Annotated in this window: 23 protein-coding genes and 1 tRNA gene; 13 read left to right on the top strand and 11 right to left on the bottom strand. The window is 71.3% G+C overall.

Going from position 1 to position 20,392, the window contains the following annotated elements; all coding sequences use genetic code 11:
- Positions 1-33: 33 nt before the first annotated feature.
- Entirely contained in the window at positions 34-411 is a 378-nt protein-coding gene (locus tag BIU95_RS08480) for a holo-ACP synthase (protein WP_175470742.1), read from the bottom strand.
- Positions 412-514: 103 nt separating this feature from the next.
- On the opposite strand from BIU95_RS08480, the gene BIU95_RS08485 reads away from it, so the two are divergent.
- Both BIU95_RS08485 and BIU95_RS08490 read left to right on the top strand, forming a co-directional pair.
- A complete protein-coding gene (locus BIU95_RS08485; protein ID WP_071251441.1) occupies positions 515-1,552 on the top strand; it encodes a hypothetical protein in 1,038 nt (345 codons plus the stop codon).
- Complete coding sequence (locus BIU95_RS08490; protein WP_236559504.1) at positions 1,549-3,123, top strand: phenylacetate--CoA ligase family protein; 1,575 nt, start codon at positions 1,549-1,551, stop codon at positions 3,121-3,123. Before BIU95_RS08485 ends, BIU95_RS08490 begins: the two co-directional genes overlap by 4 nt.
- A gap of 18 nt (positions 3,124-3,141) precedes the next feature.
- Here BIU95_RS08490 and BIU95_RS08495 read toward each other — a convergent pair whose 3' ends face one another.
- Genes BIU95_RS08495 through BIU95_RS08515 form a run of 5 tightly spaced genes read right to left on the bottom strand, consistent with a single transcriptional unit; the run spans position 3,142 to position 6,811 of the window.
- The gene (locus BIU95_RS08495) at positions 3,142-3,693 is read right to left on the bottom strand and encodes a hypothetical protein (RefSeq protein ID WP_052481782.1); all 552 of its coding nucleotides are present in this window, start codon (positions 3,691-3,693) and stop codon (positions 3,142-3,144) included.
- Positions 3,690-4,670, bottom strand: a complete 981-nt coding sequence (locus BIU95_RS08500; RefSeq protein WP_071251443.1) for an aldo/keto reductase — start codon at positions 4,668-4,670, stop codon at positions 3,690-3,692. Before BIU95_RS08500 ends, BIU95_RS08495 begins: the two co-directional genes overlap by 4 nt.
- A 50-nt stretch (positions 4,671-4,720) precedes the next feature.
- Positions 4,721-5,254, bottom strand: coding sequence for a hypothetical protein (locus tag BIU95_RS08505; protein WP_071251445.1), 534 nt, complete (start codon positions 5,252-5,254; stop codon positions 4,721-4,723).
- Positions 5,255-5,297: 43 nt separating this feature from the next.
- The gene (locus tag BIU95_RS08510; RefSeq protein WP_071251447.1) at positions 5,298-6,167 is read right to left on the bottom strand and encodes a hypothetical protein; all 870 of its coding nucleotides are present in this window, start codon (positions 6,165-6,167) and stop codon (positions 5,298-5,300) included.
- A complete protein-coding gene (locus BIU95_RS08515) occupies positions 6,167-6,811 on the bottom strand; it encodes a SatD family protein (RefSeq protein WP_071251449.1) in 645 nt (214 codons plus the stop codon). Before BIU95_RS08515 ends, BIU95_RS08510 begins: the two co-directional genes overlap by 1 nt.
- A gap of 164 nt (positions 6,812-6,975) precedes the next feature.
- On the opposite strand from BIU95_RS08515, the gene BIU95_RS08520 reads away from it, so the two are divergent.
- The 3 genes from BIU95_RS08520 (at position 6,976) to BIU95_RS08530 (ending at position 10,450) form a co-directional block, all read left to right on the top strand.
- The gene (locus tag BIU95_RS08520) at positions 6,976-9,231 is read left to right on the top strand and encodes a hypothetical protein (RefSeq protein WP_139179708.1); all 2,256 of its coding nucleotides are present in this window, start codon (positions 6,976-6,978) and stop codon (positions 9,229-9,231) included.
- Between the two features lie 54 nt (positions 9,232-9,285).
- Positions 9,286-9,358, top strand: a tRNA-Val gene (locus tag BIU95_RS08525).
- Positions 9,359-9,814: 456 nt separating this feature from the next.
- Positions 9,815-10,450: an RNA polymerase sigma factor gene (locus BIU95_RS08530; RefSeq protein WP_083389302.1), complete on the top strand. Its 636-nt coding sequence runs from the start codon at positions 9,815-9,817 to the stop codon at positions 10,448-10,450.
- Positions 10,451-10,496: 46 nt separating this feature from the next.
- Here the strand turns inward: BIU95_RS08530 and BIU95_RS08535 are convergent, their stop codons facing one another.
- The 3 genes from BIU95_RS08535 to BIU95_RS08545 all read right to left on the bottom strand — a co-directional run bounded on the left by BIU95_RS08535 (position 10,497) and on the right by BIU95_RS08545 (position 11,858).
- Positions 10,497-11,051 (bottom strand): NUDIX domain-containing protein, encoded by a 555-nt coding sequence (locus BIU95_RS08535; RefSeq protein ID WP_052481779.1) that lies wholly within the window; start codon positions 11,049-11,051, stop codon positions 10,497-10,499.
- A gap of 62 nt (positions 11,052-11,113) precedes the next feature.
- Positions 11,114-11,293, bottom strand: a complete 180-nt coding sequence (locus BIU95_RS08540) for a hypothetical protein (protein ID WP_071251452.1) — start codon at positions 11,291-11,293, stop codon at positions 11,114-11,116.
- A 226-nt stretch (positions 11,294-11,519) separates the two neighbouring features.
- Positions 11,520-11,858, bottom strand: coding sequence for an ASCH domain-containing protein (locus tag BIU95_RS08545; RefSeq protein ID WP_071251453.1), 339 nt, complete (start codon positions 11,856-11,858; stop codon positions 11,520-11,522).
- 187 nt (positions 11,859-12,045) lie between these two features.
- On the opposite strand from BIU95_RS08545, the gene BIU95_RS08550 reads away from it, so the two are divergent.
- The gene (locus BIU95_RS08550) at positions 12,046-13,257 is read left to right on the top strand and encodes an NAD(P)/FAD-dependent oxidoreductase (protein WP_071251454.1); all 1,212 of its coding nucleotides are present in this window, start codon (positions 12,046-12,048) and stop codon (positions 13,255-13,257) included.
- Between the two features lie 57 nt (positions 13,258-13,314).
- Here the strand turns inward: BIU95_RS08550 and BIU95_RS08555 are convergent, their stop codons facing one another.
- Positions 13,315-14,298 (bottom strand): aldo/keto reductase, encoded by a 984-nt coding sequence (locus BIU95_RS08555; protein ID WP_017885717.1) that lies wholly within the window; start codon positions 14,296-14,298, stop codon positions 13,315-13,317.
- A gap of 91 nt (positions 14,299-14,389) precedes the next feature.
- Between BIU95_RS08555 and BIU95_RS08560 the strand changes: the two genes are divergently transcribed.
- Positions 14,390-14,809, top strand: a complete 420-nt coding sequence (locus tag BIU95_RS08560; protein WP_056068351.1) for a MerR family transcriptional regulator — start codon at positions 14,390-14,392, stop codon at positions 14,807-14,809.
- Here the strand turns inward: BIU95_RS08560 and BIU95_RS08565 are convergent.
- Complete coding sequence (locus BIU95_RS08565; protein ID WP_071251455.1) at positions 14,766-15,938, bottom strand: acyltransferase; 1,173 nt, start codon at positions 15,936-15,938, stop codon at positions 14,766-14,768. The genes BIU95_RS08560 and BIU95_RS08565 overlap by 44 nt on opposite strands.
- 117 nt (positions 15,939-16,055) lie before the next feature.
- Here BIU95_RS08565 and BIU95_RS08570 point away from each other — a divergent pair, with 117 nt between their 5' ends.
- The 6 genes from BIU95_RS08570 (at position 16,056) to BIU95_RS08595 (ending at position 20,326) form a co-directional block, all read left to right on the top strand.
- Positions 16,056-16,742, top strand: a complete 687-nt coding sequence (locus BIU95_RS08570; protein ID WP_040418670.1) for a response regulator transcription factor — start codon at positions 16,056-16,058, stop codon at positions 16,740-16,742.
- On the top strand, positions 16,739-17,902 hold the full coding sequence (locus tag BIU95_RS08575) for a HAMP domain-containing sensor histidine kinase (protein ID WP_071251456.1): 1,164 nt from the start codon (positions 16,739-16,741) through the stop codon (positions 17,900-17,902). The genes BIU95_RS08570 and BIU95_RS08575 overlap by 4 nt, the downstream gene beginning before the upstream one ends.
- 10 nt (positions 17,903-17,912) lie before the next feature.
- Entirely contained in the window at positions 17,913-18,155 is a 243-nt protein-coding gene (locus BIU95_RS08580; protein WP_056068356.1) for a hypothetical protein, read from the top strand.
- A gap of 28 nt (positions 18,156-18,183) precedes the next feature.
- Positions 18,184-19,017, top strand: coding sequence for a hypothetical protein (locus BIU95_RS08585; RefSeq protein ID WP_071251457.1), 834 nt, complete (start codon positions 18,184-18,186; stop codon positions 19,015-19,017).
- 98 nt (positions 19,018-19,115) lie between these two features.
- Positions 19,116-19,874, top strand: a complete 759-nt coding sequence (locus tag BIU95_RS08590) for a hypothetical protein (RefSeq protein WP_139179710.1) — start codon at positions 19,116-19,118, stop codon at positions 19,872-19,874.
- Positions 19,850-20,326, top strand: coding sequence for a hypothetical protein (locus BIU95_RS08595; protein WP_056068362.1), 477 nt, complete (start codon positions 19,850-19,852; stop codon positions 20,324-20,326). Before BIU95_RS08590 ends, BIU95_RS08595 begins: the two co-directional genes overlap by 25 nt.
- The last annotated feature ends 66 nt before the right edge of the window (positions 20,327-20,392 follow it).

Raw genomic sequence — 20,392 nt, forward strand, 5'->3', positions numbered from 1 at the left:
GCGGGAAACCGCACCCCTGTCACGCGCCCCGGGTCACCACTCGGAAAGGGCCACCGCCGTCGCCACCGCAAGCCCCCGTTCGTGCGCCAGCGAGATCGCGATCGGGCCGCACCCGATCGACTCCGCCAGCGCTGCCGCCGCCCCGGAGAGCGTGACCGTGGGGGCGCCGGCGGCGTCGAGCACGACGGCGACGTCACGCAGCGGGATCGCCTGGTCCGGGGCCGGCCGGAGCAGCTTCACCACGGCCTCCTTGCCGGCGAACCGAGCCGCCAGGCGCTCCGGGTCGTCACCGGTGTCGGCGCGCTCCCGGACGGTGAACACGCGGTCCAGGTACCGCTCGCCGTGGGCCGCGACGGCGTCGACGACGTCCTCGACCGCGGCGAGGTCGGTCCCGGTCCGGATGGTCTGCACGAGGAGCAGGGTACGCAGGAGTCCTCCACCGTGCATGCCCCGACGGGCATGGCGGACGGCAGGGGTTCGTATGATCGTCGCCAGGGACCACCGAGGGGGAACGATGGCATCACCGTGGACGGGCATCATCGAGGACGCGCGGCACTACCCGTCGCCGCACAACTCGCAACCGATCGTCGTGCGCGTCGAGGACGACCACACCGCGACCGTGTTCTACGACCTGCGACGGGGGCTGCCGGCGGAATCGTTCGGCATCCCGTTCGGGCACGTCTGCGCCGGGGTGTTCCTGGCCGGGCTCGACGTGGTGGCACGGGCGCACGGGTTCACCGTGCAGGAACAGCTCGACCACGCCGAGATGGACTTCGGTCGGCTCGGCGCTGGTGCCGAGGACCACCTGCACCGGCTGGGCACCGTGACGTTGCGTCCGCACGTGGTCACCGCCGACGACCGGGAGGCCCTGGCCGGCTTCCTCGCCCGGCGCACCTCACGCAGGCCCTACGACTCGACCCTGGTGGACGCCACCGCGATCGAGGCCGCAGCCGCCATCGCCTCGGCGGCCGGGCAACGCTTCCGCACCACCGACGACCGTGCCACCGTCGACGAGATCGTCCGCGTCAACCAGGAGACCCTGTTCGACGACCTGCAGCACGACGCCGTGCACGACGAGATCCTGCACTGGCTGCGGTTCTCGAAGCGACAGGCAGCGGCCACCGGCGACGGACTGTCCGCCGAGACGATGCTCATGCCCGGCCCGGTGCTCCGGTTCGCCATGGAGCACCGCGGACTCTGGCAGGCACCGGGCATCGGCGGGGTCTTCCGCAGGGTGTACCTGTCCACCATGCGGGGCGTCCGACAGCTCGCCTGGCTCGAAGGACCGTTCAGCACCCCGGCCGAGTACGTCGAGGCCGGCCGGGTCTTCATGCGCATCTGGCTCGAGTTCTCCGCACGCGGCATCGCGATGCACCCCTTCGGCACCGTGATCACCAACCCGCGGTCACACGCCGCGTTCGTGGAACGCGCGGGCGTCGACGAGTCCGACGGGCGGATGGCCTGGATGCTGTTCCGCTTCGGACACAGCGACCCACCACCCCTGGCACACCGCCGCCCCGCAGCAGCGATGACCGTCGGGGGGACCCGGTGAAGCGCGCAGCGGTGTTCACGGTGGTGTGGGTGGTCGAGACCTTCGTCGCACTGTTCATGCCCCGCGTCGGCACCCACAAGCTCCTGCTCACGCCCGGCATCGAGCCGCTCCGCTGGACCCTCGGACGCTGGCGCGCCTGGCGGACCGCCGAACGGGCCGCCAAGCGGGTCCCCGCCTACCGCGCGTTCCTGGCGGAGTCCGGACGCGCCTCCAGGCTCGACACCCGCGGCGGGATCGCCGCGGCGATCTCCGGACTGCCCGAGATGGACAAGGACTCCTACGTCAAGCGCTGGAGCATCCCCGAACGCTGCATCGACGGACGCCTGCCCCGACGCGGCGTCGTCGTCGACGAGTCCAGCGGATCGAGCGGCACCCCGACCAGCTGGGTGCGCGGCCCCGACGAACGCCAGGCCACCCGACAGCTGCTGCAGCTCGGGTTCTCCCGCACCGCGAAGGACCTGTCCAAACAGCCGTTCGTGCTCAACGCCTTCTCGCTCGGGGCCTGGGCCACCGGGATGAACGTCACCGCCTCGCTCACCGAGTCCTCCATGATCAAGTCGATCGGCCCGGACCGCGACAAGATCGTGCAGACGATGCGCGAGTTCGGCACCGACTTCACCTACATCATCTGCAGCTACCCACCGTTCCTGAAGGCCCTGTTCGAGGACGACCGGCTCGACTGGAGCCAGTACACGATCGTCGCCGCGTTCGGGGGCGAGGGCATCAGCGAGAACATGCGCGCCCACATCGAGCAGTACGCGCAGGCCGTCCTCGGCTCCTACGGGGCGAGCGACCTCGAGATCAACCTCGGCATCGAGACACCGTTCAGCGTGCAGCTCCGCCGGGCGATCGCCGCCTCACCGGAACTCTCCGCCGCCCTGACCAAGCAGGGCGAGTACGGGGTGCTCCCGATGGTGTTCCAGTTCAACCCGTTCGGCTACCTGATCGAGACGAACGACCTCGGCGAACTCGTCGTGACGATCGCCCGCTCCGAGAACATCAGCCCCCGCATCCGGTACAACATCCACGACCGCGGACACGTGGTGCGGATGAAGGAACTCCGCTCCGTGCTGCGGGCGACGGGGCACGCGGCGCTCGCCGCCGAGGCCGAGCTCGACCTGCCGCTGCTGTTCCACTACGGCCGGTCCGACCTGTCCGTCGACTACAACGGGGCCGTCGTCGCGCCCGACGTGGTGCGGGACGTCGTGTACGGCGACCCGGAGCTGCTCGAAGCCGTCGAGAACCACCGGCTGATCAGCTACGAGGACGACCACGGGGACCGGCAGCTGCACATCGCGTTCCAGCTCGCCTCGGGCGCCGGTGGGTTCGACGCCGATGCCGCTCGCGGCGCCGTGATCGCCGAGCTCCGCCGGTTGAACAAGGACTTCTCGAACGCGATCCGCACGGCCCCGCCCGGCACACTGCCGACGGTCGCGTTCTACCCGTACCGGACGGGGCCGTTCCGTGAGGACGGCAAGAAGCTCAAGAACGAGTACGTGTGGCAGCTGCCGGCCGGCTCGGTCGAGCAGTGGGACCTCGACCTGTCGTGGGTCGCTGCGAAGGAGGCCTGAAGCGAGCCGGTTCCGGCGCTAGTCGTACTGCGGCGGCCAGTCGAAGGGAGCTGGCAGGCGGGGGACCTCGCCCACGGTCGTGACGATGAGGACGACCTGCCGCAGGTCCGTCAGCTCGATCGACCGCGGGTTGCCGATCCGTCGGTGCCCGTCGACCCACACGGTCAGTTCGCCGCGCAGGCCACCGACGTGCTCCGGGCCGAGCGAGACACCCCACTCGTCGAAGAACTGCCCGAGCGTGAACGTCTGCTTCGTCGGGGACTCGACGTGCACGATGCCCGAGGTGTCGTGCGTGTGGATCTCGGCGGCGAACTCGCGGTCGTCGGAGTGACCGATGTTCGCCGGGACGGTCACCGGTTCGTCGCCGTCCAGGATCGTCAGGTGCGAGTGCACGTGCTCGGCCAGCCGTTCGCCCCAGACGTTGTGCAGCCCGGCGGACTCCGCGCGGGCCGTCAGGTCCGTCGGGCGTGGCCACGGCGGAGCGTCACGGGTGGTCACCGCTCCGGGCGCCGCGCACCCGGACAGCAGCAGGAGTGCGGCCACCGCGACCGCGACGCTCCGCAGGTTCACCAGCGGTCGTGGACGCTCGCGCGGAACCACGTGTCGTACAGGTCGCGGACGGTGGCGTCGAGTCCCTCGATCGGCGGCAGGTCGCCGGCAGCGGCGTTCGAACGCGCCTGCTCCGGGTTGCGCGCGCCCGGGATCGCCGCCGTCACGCCGTCCTGCGCGATGATCCACGCGAGCGCTGCCTGCGGGACGGAGACGGCGTCCGGCAGGGACGCCGCGAAGGTCTGGGCGGCGCGCACGCCGTCGTCGTAGTCGACGCCGCTGAAGGTCTCGCCCTGGTCGAAGGCCTCGCCGTGGCGGTTGTAGTTGCGGTGGTCGCCCTCGGCGAACGACGTGTCGGTCGTGTACTTGCCGGAGAGCAGCCCCGAGGCCAACGGGACGCGCGCGAGGATGCCGACCCCTGCCTCCAGAGCGGCCGGCAGCACGCGGTCGAGCGGCTTGAGCCGGAACGCGTTGAGGATGATCTGGACGCTCGCGACGCCGGGCCGGGCGATCGCGGTGAGCGCCTGGTCGGCGGTCTCGACGCTGACGCCGTAGGCGGCGACCGAGCCGTCGGCGACCAGGGCGTCGAGGGCGTCGTAGACGGCGTCGTCCGCGTAGACCGGGGTCGGCGGGCAGTGCAGCTGCACGAGGTCGAGCGTGTCCTGACCGAGGTTCCGGCGGGAGCGGTCGACCCACTCGCGGAAGTTCGCGGCGACGTAGTTCTCGGGGACCTGGTCGGCGCGACGGCCCATCTTCGTGGTGATCGTCAGCGGCACGTCGGGGTTCGCGGCGCGCCACGCGCCGATGAGCTGCTCGCTCCGGCCGTCACCGTAGACGTCGGCGGTGTCGAACAGGGTGACGCCGGACTCGACGGAGGCGTCCATGACGGCGTTCGCGTCGGCTTCGGAGACCGGACCCCAGTCACCGCCGAACTGCCAGGTGCCGAGGCCGATGGGGGAGACGGAGCGGCCGGTGCGGCCGAGGGTGCGACTCTGCATGGGTCCGAGCGTAGTCAGGCGCGCACGAGCGGGGTTCAGCCGAGCGGGGTTCAGCCGATCGTGGAGACGCCGCGACGCAGGAGCGCTCGCGCTGCCCGGGCACGGGGGATGACCCAGACGGCCGCCCACAGGGCCATCGCGCTCCAGAGCACGATGAGCATCGTCGTGATGAGCGTGCCGTGCTGGTCGCGCATCGACCACGTCATCGCGATCCACAGCACGCCGAGGACGACCTTGCCCCAGCCGGCGCCTTCGCGGTCGGCCTGGGCCTGCACGAGCGGGATCCACTGGTCTGCCGGCACCCCGGCGGGCACCTGGCCGTCGGCGATCCACTCGCGGACGACGATCGACCGTTCGTAGCCGCCCTCGGCGCGCCAGGCTCGGCGCTGCAGGACGACGGCGATCGCGGCTCCGGCCGCCGCGGTCGGGATGCCGACCGAGACCAGGACGGTGGTCGTCGCCTCGGTCCACGACGACAGGACCAGCATGACCAGCACGACGGCGAAGGCGGCACCCGTCACACCTGCACCGAGCAGGCGGAGCCGCCCGGCTTCGTCGAGCACACCGACTCCGACACCGTTCACGCAGGAGAGCGTACCTGCGGACATCGGGGGCCGGGTGCGTTCGTCAGCCCAGGGCCAGCAACCAGCACATACCGGCGGCGGCGAAGGCCATCGCCCAGCTCACCAGGCTGCCGATCAGGAAGTACTCGGCCTGGTACCCGGTCGTCTCGCGGCGGATCTCGGGGAACCGGACGATCCCCTTCGCGGCGATCAGGGCGGCGACGACGGGGAAGGCGCCGGCCAACGAGAACCCGGCCAGCAGCAGCCGCTCGATCGGGCCGATCATGCGTCCGCCCTTGAGGGTGACCGTGCTGTCCGCGGCTGCGGCTGCGGCTGCGTCGGCCGCGGGTGCCTTGGCGGTGCGGCGCCAGCCGAAGCGCTTGCGGCGGGTCTGCTCGGCCACTGCCGCCGCGTCGGGCCGTGCGTCGGACGACAGCCCCGGTGGCAGCGCCTGGGCGACGACCACGTTGGCCGAGTCGACCAGGAACAGCGCCGAGCCGACGCCGGCGACGATCGCTGCGAGCGGGACGGCTCCGACGAACGTCGGGCCGGCGTCGCGGTGCCAGTCGACCACGAAGCCGGACGCGTCCGGGCCCGGCGCCCAGAGCAGTAGCACGGCGACGGCGACCGCGAGCAGGACGGCCGGCCAGGACCCCGAGCGGCGGAGCCAGGGGAGTGGTCGATCCCGACCGCCGGGGGTTCCGCCGGAGCGCACCGGGATCGTGGTCGCGACCCACAGGGCTGCGAGGACGACCGTGACGAGCGCCGACCAGACGGCGAGGCCGAGGCCGAGCACCGCCGTCGTCGTCACGGCGGCCCAGAGCAGGACGATCACGGTGGTGGTCAGCACGCGCCGTGGTGCCGCGTCCGTCCCGGTCCGTGCTCGGACGACGTCGGCCAGCCCGACGAGGGCGAGGAGGACACCGGCGAGCATCAGCGGTCCCCGTCCCCGAGGACGCGGAGGCCCTCGACCACGGCTGCCACGCCCGACTTCTGCACGGTCTGGGACACCGCCGACGGGCTGATCCCCTCGTCCGCGGCGATCTGCGCCTGCGTCCGGCCCTGCACGAGCCCGAGTGCGATCCGGCGGGCGCGGGGTGCGAGCCGCGAGACGACGTGGTCGCGACCGAGGAAGTAGGCGTTCACGAGGCGTTCTGTCGTTCCGTGGCGGTCGTCCGCGTCGTGGTACCAGGACCGGAGGAACGCGGTCCGGCCGTCCTCGCGGCGGTGGGTCTCGTTGATGGCGTCCCGCGCCGACCACCAGCCGGGGCCGTCCTGCAGGGGGCCCCCGCCGCCGGTACCGATCGTCCGGACCTGTCCGCGGCCGATGCCGAGCCGGATCTGCACCGTCTGGGGGAGCGCGAGGGTCGCTGCCGTGGTCGCCAGCAGCGCGTCGGTGAGCGTGTTGTAGATGACCTGGAACTCGTCGCCGACGGTGGCGCGCAGGGGATCGAGGGCGGTGACGTCAGCGGTACTGTCGAACGCGCGCTCGACGTCGTGCTGGGCTGCGGAGCGGTCCGCGAGCGTGCGGGAGTCGACCAGGTCGACGATCACGGCGAACACGGGCTCGGGCTGCATGGGTTAAGCGTAGAGCTTCATATCGTTGAAAGTAAGGTTTGGGCTAAACCATTCGGGTCGGTTGCTTGTGCACCGGGGCGGGCTGACGGCTGAAATGTCACCTTCTGGACGTGTGCCGTCGAACCTGACAGCATGGGCGGACGCTGTCGGAGGGGGACGAGCAGATGGATGATGCACGACCGGGGACGGGTGTCGCAGGCGCCGGATCGACGGGGACCGCGGTGCGGCGGCAGTACGGCCCACCACCCGTGCCGCTGATCGCCTGGAGCGGTGGCCGTGCGGTGTTCGCCTTCGGGGTGCCGTTCGCTGCCGGGCTGTTGCTGGCCGGGGTGGTGCTGTTGCTCGGCGTACCGGGTGGTCGGGTCGCCCTGGTGAACGGTGCGTTCGCGGCCCTCGACGGGACCGGGGTGCCTGCGCCCCTCTTCGCCGTGGGCGCGGTCATCGCGGCGCTCGGGGTCGGTTTCGGGGTGACCGCAGCCACCGTGGTCGTGCTCGCGGCCGCAGACGATGCGGTGGCGGGGCCGCGCGACGCCTGGCGGTGGTCGGTCCACCACCGGCGGCTCGTCGTCGAGGCCGCTCTCGTCGCGTTGGTGGCGGTGGCGGTGGTGACGGCCACCGCTGTGTGGTGGCGGGCAGGTGGATGGGGCACCGTCGTGATCGTCGTGCTGCTGGCGGTCGGTGCCGTCATCGTGGCGCCGCTGCTGCTCGGCTGGGCGCTGGTCGTGGCCGGTGTGCCCCGTCGATCGGCCTACCGTCGCGCCTGGGGATCTGGTCGGGTCATCGTCCGTGGTGGACACGAGGCGACGGCGACGCCACGTCGTGCGCTCGTCGGGGGAGCGACACTGGTGACGGTGCTCGGGGTCGGCGTCCTGCTGCTGCTGCGCCTGTTGCCGCCGTCGGCGCTCCGGAGCAGCGTCGTCGTGGCCTGGTGCTGCATCGCCGTGACCGGCCTGGTGCTGGTCGTCGTCGCGATCGCGGTGCGCGGGGCCGCGACACGGAACGACGGCGGTCGGCTCCGGTCACCGCTGACGACGGACCCGGTGGCCGGGGGACGACGGGCGCGACCTGGACTCGTCGGAGCGGGCGTGGTGGTCGTCCCGGCGGTGGTGTTCGCGGTGATCGTCTCGAGCAATCCGATCGGCGTCGTGCAGTACGACGCCGCCCCTGCGGATGCGCGCGGCCTGCTCGGCGGCGACATCGCGGACGTCGGAGGCCGGACGGCGGTCGTGAGCACGCCGTCGACACCGCCCAGCCGTCTGCGGATGTGTGGGGACGCGTCGTGCGACACCCCCGTCGAGATGCCCGGCCTGACCGGCGGCTCCGCGATCGGGAGCGCCGGCGACGGTGGGTTGCTCACCGCCCAGTGGAAGGTGCGGTTCGACGGCGAGGAAGCGCAGCAGTACGAGCTCGAGGTCGTGCACTCACGCGCGGACCAACTCGATGTGGCACCGAAGTCGGACGGTGCCGCCTGGCCCGCGGGGAGACGGGCGGAGAAGCGTGACTCCGCCGACGAGGCGCCGGCCGTGGACCGCCCGGAAGGGCGCCGCACCACGGTCGCCGCCGTCGACATCGTGGAGACCGAGCAGGGGCGCGTCAGCTACTGGATGACCGACGTGGCAGTCGCGAGTTCCGGCGACCGGCCGGTCGTGGTCGGGATCGCCCGCGGCGGTGAACCGGAAGGACGCTCGCACCTGGTCGCCGTGTTCTGCGAGGACGTGTCCTGCGCCGAACACACGGTTCGGCAGGTGGCGCTGCCGTGGATCCCGCCGCTGGACCACCAGGGTGTGGACGTCGCCGTCGCGCCGGACGGCACCGCCGTGGTCTCGCTGGTGTCCGAGACCGACGCTGGTTCACCGACCTTCTCCGCCCTGCAGCTGGTGTCGTTCCGCCCGGACGGCGGCCAGCCCGTCGTCCGCGACCTGTCGCACGCGATCCCGCCGGGCAAGCCGGTCCGGGCGTGGGACGAGGCGTACGACGCACGGGTGGCGATCGGCGGCGACGGGAACCCGGTCGTGCTCGCGCGGTCGAACGGGATCGCGACCCAACGGCTGACGTTCTGCGCGGATGCGGCGTGCTCGTCTTCGTCACACACGGACATCACGCCGAACGGGCCGACGAACCTGCTCCCGGCGTTCGTCATCGACCGATCGGGGCGGCCACTCGTCGCGGTCCGTGACGAGGAACGCGGCACCCTGGGACTCCTGTCGTGCCGTGATGCGCGGTGCACCGATTCCGAGCAGACGACGATCGCCCGGTTCCCGCCGCTGCAGGACGCACGGTCGAGCACCGGCACACTGGCGATCGGCCTGACCGCCGACGACACCCCGATCGTGCTGTCCGGTGGTGCGACGGAAGACCGGGACGAGGACGTGCCTGGCCTCGTGATCCGGTGCGATCGACCCCGGTGCGGGACGTCGTGACGTGCCTGCTCGGTTCGACGACGATCGAGCGCTGACACCCTAGGATCGTGGTGAGGGCCTTTAGCTCAGCTGGTAGAGCGCCACGTTTACACCGTGGATGTCGTCGGTTCGATCCCGGCAGGGCCCACTCACGAGGCCGGACCAGAACGTGCTGGGGCTGCGCCACAACGCATGCAGTCCGGCTCGGGACCACGGTGCTGCAGGGTCCGTTACAGAGACCGAAGGCCACGACCGAGCGGTCGGAACTCGTATGCTCCGACCATGGGGATGAACAAGGACCAGCAGCTCGCCGCGATCGTCGGGGGTCTGGTTGCAGTGTTCGCCGGCGTCGGTGTGATCGTCGCCTTGGCAACGGGGCTCGTCGGCTCGTAGACGATCGCCGCCGCATCCACCGCGTCGCCGACCGGATCGCCGCGGTCCCGTTCTCTGCCTCGGTAGAACGTCCGGTTCCGGACCGCGCTTCCGCAGCGAGCGGTTGTCGTTCCGGCGTCCTGGCCCTCGCACTGGGGACCTTCGCCCACCCACCCTCCTGCTCCACGAGTCCGAAACATCCTCACGCAATTGATCCGAGGAGTGGACCCGTATGTCGATGATGACACTGCAGCAGACCGCGTCCGCCCCGACCGGGGTGCTCGAGTCCCCGGTCCGGCGACGGAACCCAGTGAAGGAGCAGCACGCATTCGCTCCGCCGGCGGCACCGATGCGAGTGGCTCCCGGCGCCGTGGACGATCGCGCGTTCGCGATGATCGTCGGGCGGAATGCTGCGCTGCTCCGAACGATCGCCGTGCGGATCCTGCGCGGGTCCAGTGAAGCCGACGACGTCGTGCAGGAGACCTTCATCGCCGCGTGGACCCATCTCGAAGCGCTGCGCGATGCTGACGCGGTCACGGCATGGCTCGTGACCACGGTCCGACGCCGGAGCTTCGATCGGCTCCGGAGTGCTGCGACGCGGTACCGGACGCAACTCGATGAGACGGCTCCTGAATCCGTCGACAACGCCCCGGGAGCCGTCGCGGAGCGAGTATCGCTGGTCGCAGCCGCGCAGCGGGTCATCGACGGTATGGCGCCGATGCAGCGACGGTGTTGGGAGTTGCGCCATCTCGAGCGTCGGTCCTACGCCGAGATCGCCGAGGCGCTGGGTCTGCCGCACTCGACCGTGCGTGGTCACATCGCGCGTGCGCGAGCTGTGGTCGATCGTTCTCTCGTCAGCTGGCGGTGAGGCGGCGAGGTCGATCGATCAGGGTCTCCGGCCTGGCGCAAGGGTGTCACCAGCTCTCGTGCGGCGGAGACGTGCGCTCTCGGGAGTCGTCGGCGGCCAGGATCGTTGCCGTCGCCGCGGGCCACAGCGCATCCAGCCGCGGCCCCCACGGGGCCGCCATCACCCCGCTCGTGCGAAGCGTGCTGACCTCCGACAGGGAGACCCAGCGCCAGTCCATCACCTCGGCAGGATCCGCTTGCACCGCTGAACCACTCGGCTCCTGCACGACGAAGAGGTCCACGAGCGCCGTCTCCTCCGTGAAGCGGCCGACGCGGCGCAGCGCCTCGGGCTCGACGGTGACGTTGGTCTCCTCGAGCAGCTCTCGGCACGCAGCTGCACGACCAGTCTCGCCTGCGAACGCGCTCCCACCGGGGAACTCCCACCCGAAGGCGAACTCCTTCGTCGGCGCCCGCTGCGTGAGCAGGACGGTTCCGTCGGCCCGGTGGACGCACACCGTGACCACCAGATGGAACGCCCCACCCGGCCAACCCGCGTCACCGCGCCGGAACGTCCCACCCGTCGGCACCCCGGCCGCGTCCACAAGATCCCACCACTCGTCCACACCGCCAGCGTAGGACGAACCGGCACGCCGAACATCGAGACGCGGTGTCGGCAGCGGATCGGCTACCGGCCGCCGGAACGACGCGCTGCTCGGGCTCGCCGTCGCTCGTCACGCCGTGCTCGCCACTCGGCGTCCTGCTGATCCTGCAGCGGGCTCCGGCCCATGCTTCCGCGAGCGGCGAGGAAGATGAGCACGACGACGACAACCAGTGCGACCGGCACGAGGAACTGCAGCAACAACATCGCTCCCTCCAACTTCTGCTCACCCCAAGATAGTTGGTGTGGAGCTCGGCCAGCCGTCGCAGGCAAGACCACCGCCCGAAGGTCGATCGGCTCGCGGGACGACGCCGCCAGCAGATCGGCGAGCGAGACGTGTTGTCGGGGTGCTGGCCAGGTTCCCGAGACCCGCAGCGCTCCGCACGCGCTCGATCCCCGGACAGCGGACCGCGACGACACGCAGCCGGAACGGCTATCGAGCGGGCTTGATCGAGAGTTCGGCCACCTCGACGACAGCATCGTCCGGCATGTCGGGGTAGTAGTTCTCGCGGAGCTGCTGCCCGAAGAGCCGCATGTCCGTCTCAGGAGGCTGGCGCGCCTGTTCTGCGGTGAGGGTGTCGAGCCGGTACTGGTGCACGGCGGTGATCGTGCCGGCCAGCGGTTCGGCAGCCGGGTGGTCGTCGAACACGAACGTCGCATCGCCGACCCGCACGGATTCGTTCCACCGGACGGTGGTGACCTTCTCGCCGCTGATGATCGCTTCGTGGTGCTTCTGGTGGAAGTGGACGGTGGACGGGTCGGAGTCGGTCATGCATCCACCTTGCCGGATGGCGATCGAAGGGCGCGGGAGTCCGACGGCGCGCTGTCCAGCGAGTGAGCCTGCAACGCTTCTCAGCGCACCTGGTCGCGTCCGGTCATACGATCGTCTCACGAGCGCAACCCCGGCAGGTCCGGCGCGAGTGCGACGACTTCCGTGACGAGACGAACGGGTTCATCGCATGCACGCAATCGTCGTCGGGGGCGGTGTCGCAGGCCTCGCCACAGCCATCGCGCTGCACCGAGCAGGGCACGTCCCGATCGTGCTCGAGCGGAGCACCGGCGCTGCAGACGACGCCGGATCCTGGTTGCAGGTGGCCAGCAACGGGGTCGGAGCGCTCCGTGCGCTCGGTCTCGGCGCCGCCGTCTCGAAGATCGGGGTCCCGACGCCGCGGTTGCAGACCTTCGACCCGAAGGGGCGGCTGACCGCGGAGCTCCCGCTCGGGCTCCAGCAGGAGGAGGGCGCGACCCGTTCGCTGCAACGAGCCGATCTCCACCGGCTCCTCCGGACCGACACGGAACAGCGGGGCATCACGATCATCCAGGGCGCCCGGGTGCTGAGCGCTGTCGACGAGGGTGACCGGGCGAGCGTGCTCACCGAGACGCTCGAGCGGTTCACCGCAGACATCGTCGTCGGCGCCGACGGCATCGGTTCCGCTGTCCGACGCACCTTCGGGAGCCACGGACCCGAGCACGGTGGCGCAACCCCGACGGATGTGCTGGCTCCCGTCGTCAACATCGGTGGCAGTTCCTCCGGCACCGGGCTCACGGAATCCGAGACCGGTCCCGCAGGCACCCTGCAGTTCCGGTTCGGCAGGGATTGCTTCGTCTGCACGTTGCGGGTCGACGCTTCCACCGTCATGTGGTTCGCGAACCCCCGGCTCAGCGCCGTGGACGGCGGCGCCTCAGCTGCAGTCGGGATGACCGGAGCCGAGTGGGTCGCGATGCTCCCGCGTCTCGTCGGGCGGGACGTCCTGCCGACGCCTGCCCTGCTGGCGGGCTCGGCCGACGTGGACGTGTGGGCGTCGCGCACCACGCCGCGCCCGGTGCGGTGGGGATGCGGGCGGGTGGTCCTCGTCGGGGACGCGGCACACGCGATTCCTCCGACGGCGGGGCAGGGTGCTTCCCTCGCTCTCGAGGACGCCGTCATCCTCGGTTCGCTGGTGGCGAGTGGCGTGCCGGCAACGACCCTTGCGGTCCACATGCACGAGCGACGCGGTCAGCGTGTGCGCGCCATCACGCGCCAAGGGGAGTTGTTGGACACGAGCAAGACGCTCGGCAGGGTGGGATCCATCGTCCGCGATCGGTTCGTCCTGCCCGGCGCAGCGTTCACGGCGCGGCGAGACCGTGGGGGACCTGCGGCGTGGATGTACCGGTTCGACCCGTCGACCTGATCCGCGACGAACCTCCGAGCAGCAGGGTGCAGTGAGCACTCCCGCCACGCACCTCGGTCAGCCGCGGTCTCGCGCCATCCCGGCCTCGGTGTTGCGGGCGCCGACGACGACACCGTGCGGTGCGGCCGCCTCGATGCGATCCAGGTCGCCGTCGGTGAGCACCACGTCGGCAGCGGCGACGTTCTCCTCGACACGCGATGCCCTCGTGGTGCCGGGAATCGGCACGGTACCGGCCCGGATCAGCCACGCGAGGGCGAGCTGCGCCGTGGTGACGCCCTTCTCGTCTGCGATGACCGTGAGTGCGTCGACGATGCGGAGGTTCGCGTCGATGGCTTCGTCGGAGAACCGGGGGAGGTTCCGTCGGGCGTCGCCGGCGGGGAGGCCGTCCTTCCTGGTGATGTTCCCGGACAGGAACCCCCGCCCGAGCGGTGAGAAGGGCACAAACCCGATGCCGAGCTCCCTGGCGGTGTCGAGGACGCCGTTGTGTTCGGCGTCACGCTCGAACAGGCTGTACTCCGACTGGATCGCGGTGATCGGGAACGTCGCGTGCGCACGGCGCAGGGTCTCGGCGGAGGTCTCCGAGACGCCGATGGCACGGGCCTTGCCGGCGGTGACGGCTTCAGCCATCGCACCGATCGTGTCTTCGATCGGCACGTTCGGGTCGGCGCGGTGCAGGTACCAGAGGTCGACGTGGTCGGTGCCGAGGTGGCTGAGGGAGCGGTCGATCGCGCGGCGGGCGTGCTCGGGGGACCCGTCGAGTCCGATCGGGGTGCCGTCGTCGGCGAAGTCGGTGGCGAACTTCGATGCGACGACCACGCGGCCCCGGTCGGCGCCGAGGACCCGGCCGAGCAGCTCCTCGTTCGCGAACGGCCCGTACGCCTCTGCCGTGTCGAACAGGGTGATCCCCGTGTCGAGTGCGCGGCGGATGGTCTCGACGGACCCGGCTTCGGTGGCACCGCCGTAGAAGGCACTCATCCCCATGCACCCGAGCCCGAGTGCGGACGTGACGAGGCCTTGCGAGCCGAGGGGGAGTTGCTGCACGGGAGTGCTCCGTTCTTCTCCGGGGAGGACCCGGGCGAGGATGACGATCCACCCTGGTGCGCACACCATGTCAAGTGCGAGACTGCGCCCTGTGCTGCTTCCCGAGGTCCACGTCGTCGAACCGGTGACGATCGGCGTCGCGGCGGACGTGCTCGGGATCACCATCGACACGATCCGCTACTACGAGAAGGAAGGCATCGCGCCCGCGCCCGAGCGTGGTCCGGATGGATGGCGGCGGTACGACACGGCTGCGCTGCGCTGGCTCGCCGGGACGGTGATGCTCCGCGGTACGGGGATGAACGTGCGGGAGATGCGTGAGTACGCGGCCGCGTACCGAGCCGGTGCCGATGACGCCGAACGACTCGCGCTCCTCGAGCGCCACCACGCGGTCGTGCTGGAGCGACAGGGTGAACTGCTCCGTCACCTGGCCGCGTTGGAACGGAAGATCGACGCGTACCGCCAGTCGATCACCGACGGGAACGTGCGACCGTCGGGCGGATCAGCTGCCTGAAGCCCTGGTCCGTTCGTCCGGCCTCCGGCCCACGTTGAGCAGCGGGCCGCAGTCCGCGGAGCAGGAGCCGGCGCACCGGGACCTCCACCGCGTCGTGCAGGACGGACGCGACGGCGAGTGCGGCCACCAAGGCCAGCAGGGTCAGGAGCACGCTGGTCACTCCTCCGGCGGCCGTGCCCGGGGGTCGGAAGGCCAGCACCGCGTCGATCGTCAGGAGATGGACGAGGTAGAACGCGAACGACCTGGTCCCCAGGTGCACGAGCAGCGGAGACGACAGGCCGGTGGTGCGTCCTTCGACGTCCGCCCTGGCGAGCGCGGGCAGCAGCAGCGAGAACCCCACGACCGTGCAGCCGGTCAGTGCGAAGCGCGAGGTGGGGTGCAGGTCTGCGGCGAGGAGGCCCGCGACCGTCAGCAGGACGGGGACCGCGAGTCGTGGTCCGCGCCAGGCGCCCGAGCGCACCAGGGCAGCGGTGAGGGCACCGAGCAGGAACTCCGGGAACCGTGCCGGTGGCCAGCTCGCCGGGACCGGAGAACCGGGCAGGTGCGGCACGAGCACCGGCGCGACCAGGACGAGGACGGCTGCCAGCGCGGCGAGGGCCGCGAGCACGGCGGGGTGCGCGGAACGGAGCAGCTGGATGAGGAACGGGAACGTCAGGTAGAAGAACGCTTCGCAGGTCAGCGACCACGACACCGGGTTCCCGGCTTGCCACCACGGGGCGTGCCAGGCGTTGACGAGCAGGACGTTCGCCACGAGGGCTGCCGGCGACGTCGTCCGGATGCCCGGCAGAAGTGTCGCTGCCACGATGATCGCGGCGAGGACGGCGACCAGGTGGAGCGGCCAGATCCGCGCGGCACGGCGGGCCCAGAAGCGCAGTGCGGCTCGCACCGGTCCCGCGGTGTCGTCGTCCGCGCGGTCCGACCAGGCCAGGACGAAGCCGGAGAGCATGAAGAACAACGAGACGCCGGTGTCGCCGCTACCGACCACGGCACTCAGGGCCGTCTGCGCGGTCCCGTCGAAGTACCGGAGGTTCCGCACGTGGTAGGCGAACACCCCGAACGCCGCGACCCAGCGCAGGCCGGTCAACGACGGCAGGACGGGGTGCTCGAGCGCGGGGTCGGTTCTGGACATGCCCTCATCGGAACAGTCGGCACGTCAGCCGGGCGTCTGGTCGAGCGCATACGCTCCGCATACATCCGATCTGCTGTGCTGACCGGGTCCGGATCGGCCGGAGCAGCGAGGAGCGACGTGCGGGTACTGGTGGTGGAGGACGAGCCGTTCCTGGCGGAGGCGATCCGCGCGGGCCTGCGGCTCGAGGCGATCGCCGCCGACACGGTGGGCGACGGGTTGGCCGCGCTCGATCAGCTGGCCGTCCACACGTACGACGTGGTCGTGCTCGACCGGGACATCCCCGGTCTGCACGGGGACGACGTCTGCGCCCGGATCGTCGCTGACCCGGAAGCGCCGAGCGTCCTCATGTTGACGGCGTCGACGACACTCGCTGAGCGCGTCCACGGCCTCCAGCTCGGGGCCGACGACTACCTCGGGAAGCCCTTCGACTTCGAGGAGCTCGTGGCACGCCTCCGGGCGCTGAACCGTCGAGCACGTCGCGCGGTCGCACCGGTCCTCGAGACGGCTGGTCTCCGGCTCGATCCCTTCCGACGCGAGGCCTACCGCGACGGCCGCTACCTGCGCCTGGGGCGCAAGGAGTTCGCGGTCCTCGAGGTCCTGCTGCGTGCCGACGGCGGGTTCGTGAGTGCTGAGCAGCTGCTCGAGCAGGTGTGGGACGAGCACGCTGACCCGTTCACCAACGCGGTCCGGCTGACCATCTCGACGCTGCGGAAGAAGCTCGGCAGTCCCGACGCCATCCGGACGCTGCCCGGTGTCGGGTACGCGGTCGCGCCGGGTCCTGTGCACGAGGGTCCGGAAGCATGAGGATCGCCGCGCTGCGCCGTCTGTCGATCCGGGCGCGCCTCACCCTGACGTACACGGCGCTGATCCTGCTGACCGGTGCCGTCATGCTCGCGGTCGTCTTCGCAGTCCTCGCCATCGTGCCCGGCTACGCGTTCACGGCGGGCCCGTTCCCCTACGGATCGACCCACGACGTGTACGAGATCACCGGCCGCGACGACGTCCTGCGCCTCTTCGTCATCGTCTCGGTCCCGGCGTTGCTCGTGGTCGGGGGCATCGGTGGTGTCGTCAGTTGGCTCGTCGCGGGCAGACTCCTCCGCCCGCTGCGCGACATCATCACGACCGCCGACCGGCTCGGTGCCGGCACGCTGGACGCCCGGGTGGACGTCTCGGGTCCACCGGACGAGATCCGCGACGTCGGTGCGACGCTGAACCGGATGCTCGACCGCCTGGAGACCGCCTTCGTCAGCCGGTCGCGGTTCGCGGCGAACGCCTCGCACGAACTCCGGACGCCGCTCGCCACGATGAAGACGATGCTCCAGGTCGCCCTCCGCGCACCCGACGGGCCGAACCGGACGCAGACCCTCCAACGGCTGCTCGTCACCACGGACCAGATGATCCGCATGACGACGGCGCTGCTCGACCTGGCACGTGGGGACGAGCCCATCGACGCACGCCCGGTGTCGCTCCGCGACGAGGTCGCGGCCGCGCTGCTGGCGGTGGACGCAGAACGCCTCGCCCGGCGGATCGTCGTGTCGGTGCAGCTCGACGACGTCGTCGTGCTGGGCAACCGACCGTTGCTCGGGCAACTCGTCGGCAACCTGATCCGCAATGCCGTGGTCCACAACGTCTCCGGCGGGAGCCTACGGGTGGTGCTCGACGCTCGGTCCTCCGAGCTCCGGGTCGAGAACGACGGCGAGGTGATCCCGACCGACGAGGCGCACGAGTTGACGGAGCCGTTCCGACGACGCCACCGCACGCGGACGGACGGGAGCGGGCACGGGCTCGGCCTGCCGCTCGTCGCGATGATCGCGGCCGTCCACGGTGCGGAGCTGACCCTGACGGCGCGAGCTGTCGGCGGGTTGACCGCTTCGACCCGCTTCCCGGATCGGCAGCCACCAGATCCGGCAGGACCCAGCCGATCGGCACCCCGGGTCCTCGGCGATCACCCCGGCGTCCGGTAGCGTCAGCGCCATGACCGAGACGCAGCGACGCACTCTGCTCGAACGGCTGATCGGCAAGCCCCTGCCGTGGCTCGTCTGGGGGTGGGCGGTGATCGCCCTGGTCTGGCTGGTGCTGGCCGTCGTGGAGCCGTCCCGGTTCCACACCGAGATGGCGGTCCTCTGGGGCATCCTCGTCGCCGTGCAGATCGGCTCGGTGCTCGTTGCCCGTGCGCACAGCCGCAAGCGTGCTCGGGACGCAGGGAAGGACTCGTGACCGGTCCAGGGCCGGGGCGACCAGCGCGATGAACCCGACCGAGGACGCCGACGCCGATGCCGAACGTGCGCGGTTGGAACGCATCGCCTGGGGAGCCGCGTCCACGCCGGCCGACGCGGCCGACGCGCGGAGTGCCCTCGCCGCCCGCTCCGGCGCCGATCTGCACAACGCCGACCCGCACAGCGCCGACCGCGCACCCGGAGCCGACGCGCACGGAACGCGAACCGCCGACCGCGCACCCGCAGCCGACGCGCACGGAACGCGAGCCGCCGACCGCGGAACGGATGCGGACGACCGCGGCAGGGGCCTCCTGGCCGGCGTCCGCCGACGAGCCGCTCGCATCCGACGCTCCGACCACCGCGTCCTCTGGACCGTCGGCGCAGCCGCCGTCGTGATCGGTTTCTTCGCGGGGACCGGGGTCGGACTGTCGCTGGGGGCGCGCCCCGTCGACCCCACGAACACCGTCACGCCGCCAGCCGGGGCGGTGACGATCGACCGGCGGTTCGAGCAGCCGCAGACCGTCACCGACCGGCCGCCAGCGGGGATCGCGACGCCGATGGAACGCTCGAGCACCCGTCTGGTGTTCACGAACCGATCGCTGTCGGGCGACGACGCGGCGACACCGTGGAACGTCTGGGCCGGGGTCGGTCGGGACGGTTCGACGATCTGCCTCGTCGCGTCGGCCGACCAACTCGAGGGCACGAGCGCCTGCTGGCCGCGCGGGGCGGCGCTGCACGGACGGGTGTCGCTGTCGGCGACGGCGCTCAGCGGGACGCTGACGGTCCGTCTGGTCGGCGGCGGGGTCCGGGCATCGGTGACGACCGGCGCCGAACCGATGTACACCGCAGGTCCGGTCGGCTGATACGCGAGCCCGAGCGGCGCGCCGTCGATCGGACCCGTAGGCTCCGAGTCGGACCGACCGGTGCACGGGGCGCACGGCGGGATCCGAGGGGGAACCACATGTCCATCACATCCAGGATGACCACGGCGGGGACAGCGGCGGCGATCGTCGCGCTCGCACTCTCCGGCTGCGCCGGCACCGGCACGACGGCGCCGGGGACGCAGCGGGCCGCACCGCAGTCGTCGACGCCCACGCAGACACCGACGCCGACACCGTCGGCTGCACCCACCGTCGACGCTGCCACGAAGGACCTGTCGTTCGAGGACGGCGCCGCGCTCTCGTCGAGCACCCTGCCCGCGTTCGGGCTCGAGATCTCGGCACTCGACGGCTGGGAGCAGACCGGCGAGGACCCGACCAGCGGGTCCAGGGAGTACACGAACGCCGACGGCTCCGTGGCGACCATCACGCAGCAGCGGCTCACCGACCTCGACCCGACGATCGGGGACCGTGCCGCCACCGAGCAGCTGTTCACGGCGGCGGGGCTCCCGGCCGACCGGCTCGAGGAGCAGCTGCTGCCGACGATGACCGGTGGGACCGCGCAGTTCCTGTCGATCGCCGGGCACAACACGGACGGTTCGTGGTCGGCGACGGTCGCGCGCGCCTTCGCGAAGCCCGGGGCCGCGCTCATCGTGAAGGTCCGGACGACGTCGCAGGGGGCGCTCCGCCCGGACCTGCACGACATCCTGATCAACGCGAAGGTGGTCGTCGCCTTGGACGGGACCGGAACCGGAACGGAACCGGAGCACGGGCCGCCGCGACGGGCCGCCGCGACGGGTCCCTATGCTGAGTCCTCGTGCGCCGCTCCCTCCGTCTGCTGACCGTCCTCGTGATCGTCTTCGTGTTCGCCGCCGGGCTCCTGGGGTCGGTGGTGTTCGTCCAGCGCGTGCTGGCGGATCCGGGCAGTGACGTTGCGTGGGTCGGTGTCGTCCGGAGTCTTGCTCTCCTGGTGATCGGGGTCGTGCTGACGCTGCGTGGACGGCGTGCCCTGCCTGCCCTCGTCGAAGCGATGGACCTGCACGCGGCGGTCGGCCCGCTCCGGCCGCTCACGATCGTGGTGTGGGCCTTCCTCGGTGCCACCATCTACTCGACCCTGCGCGGCTGGACGGTGATCGTCCCCGTCGCGGCCGTCGTCGGTGCGGTCGTCATCGGGTTGCCGTTCGTCGAACGCTTCCTGGACCGGGTGCTCGCCCGGCAGGCGGCGCAAGCCGACGCCGAAGCCGCGACACCGGTCGCTCCGGTCGCACCCGCCGGGACCGCCGCCGACGCGTGAGACAGCAAGCGAGACGGCACGCGGGATGGACGTGAGACGGTCACGAGACGAGACGGGAGGCCCGGT

Source organism: Curtobacterium sp. MCBA15_007, assembly GCF_001864905.1.
Classification (GTDB): Bacteria; Actinomycetota; Actinomycetes; order Actinomycetales; family Microbacteriaceae; genus Curtobacterium; species Curtobacterium poinsettiae.